The organism is Mariniflexile ostreae (genome assembly GCF_042427585.1).
Classification (GTDB): domain Bacteria; phylum Bacteroidota; class Bacteroidia; order Flavobacteriales; family Flavobacteriaceae; genus Pseudalgibacter; species Pseudalgibacter ostreae.
This window is the reverse complement of the sequence record NZ_JBHMFC010000072.1, coordinates 1-1,694: the sequence shown is the minus strand read 5'-3', so window position 1 is coordinate 1,694 and position 1,694 is coordinate 1. Positions and strand designations below refer to the sequence as shown.

2 protein-coding genes are annotated in these 1,694 nt (G+C 45.2%); both read right to left on the bottom strand.

Features of this window, described 5'->3' with window-relative positions:
- The coding region (locus ACFFU9_RS11085; RefSeq protein WP_379861507.1) for a DUF2931 family protein at positions 1–488 on the bottom strand (488 nt) is incomplete at its 3' end.
- Between the two features lie 105 nt (positions 489–593).
- The coding region (locus ACFFU9_RS11080) for a DUF2931 family protein (RefSeq protein WP_379861506.1) at positions 594–1,694 on the bottom strand (1,101 nt) is incomplete at its 5' end.

Sequence of the window (1,694 nt, the reverse complement as noted above, 5' to 3'; positions counted from 1 at the left end):
CCGCCATATAGCCAAATAACCACCACGCCGCCAGGGGCAAAGCCCGTAACGATCATGCTGTACGTGTCCTTTTCAATGCCACTACGGCGCAGCACGGGGAAGCCTTCGTTAAAAAGATGCAGCATTTTATCGTAGTCGATATCACTGTCCACCTCATACATACAGTCTTCGGCATAGGCCACCCATATGCAGTGTATGCGCTTGGGTATGGACTTTACACTATTGCTCATACCAGAGCCTTCGGCCCCCCATGCCCCACTGGTAACGCCAATGGACAGACTGGTATAGCCGTCGGCTGCCTCAAGGCCGCCCCTATAGACTTCGACAGGGTATCCCAATGGGGCGTTGATACCTTCCTGCCATTTAAAAACTGTTTTCATGTGTGCTGTGTTGTTTGCTGTTAGGGTTTCTACTTGCTTATTTTGTTGGCACGAAATCAATTGTGCGATCAAAAACAAAAGCGCCAGTAAGGGTCTTGCTCGTGTCATAGGTTTATATGGTCTTTATTAAAGTCTATTCTATCTATTGGCTCATCGTCTTGTGCAGCCCCGGTGTTGTAAACAAATGATTTTCCCATGGTATATTGGTATTAATTAATATCCTAAATCAAAATCGTAAGTTCTAAATTTCACGGGGAGTTCCTCGCCATTGCCTTTAAGGGTCACGGTAAAAGTATGGTAGCCCTTGCCTATTTTTATTTCCATTTCTATCGGGCTGCCAGGACTGAGCTGTTCTATACTTTGAAACGTTTGGGCGATTTCCTTTTGTTCAAAATCTAAACCTATACCGCGGATGTCCATTGAACTACCGCCCTTATAGTAAACAAAATCTATAGTGCTAGGTGTCCCATTTTGTTGAAAGGCCATATTTAAAAATGTCGTTCCTGTAAGAAATTGATCACTAGTTTTGCTGCTAAAATCAATTTGATCCAACATTTTTTCCCCCTCTGGAAATATAAAAACAGGGCGCCAATTGTACTTATACTCTTTTGTAAGCGAGCGCGATTCTATTGCTTTTATTTTAATTTTAGATAAGGGTATTGACTTGCCATTTCCCTTTAAGGAAACCATAAGCAAGGTGTTGGCCTGGTTTACCCTAATCTCTAGATCGGCAGTGCCTTGGGGACTGTCTTTAAAAACCTCCGCAAAGGCAGCGAAAATCTCCTTTTCGTCAAAATCTACGCCACCGCCATAGCCCTGTCCATATTTGTCCCACCAGCCCAAACCAATATCATCCGGTATCGCTCTTTCTTCATAATTGTTTTCTGTAAAGACATCGCCGATCATGTTCGTGTTTTCGCCATTAAACATATGAAATGAAATATGATCATCCATTTTTCCCCCTTCGGGCATTATAAAAGTAGGCCGCCAACAGTATTTTTTGCGATACCTGTCCCACAGGCCAAAGGGAATCGGCCTGTTTTTATTGGCCGCCTGTACCTCCACGGGTATTAACCGGTCGTTTTCCATCATAAGTTTACGATTTACAGGATCGAACAGCAATCGTTCATGGTTGTCCAGCCTGTCGATCTCGCTGGCCGGGACCGTCGTCTTTTTACCTTGGTACCTGCCCACTTCAACCTGCTTGCCACCGCCATATAGCCAAATAACCACCACGCCGCCAGGGGCAAAGCCCGTAACGATCATGCTGTACGTGTCCTTTTCAATGCCACTACGGCGCAGCACGGGGAAGCC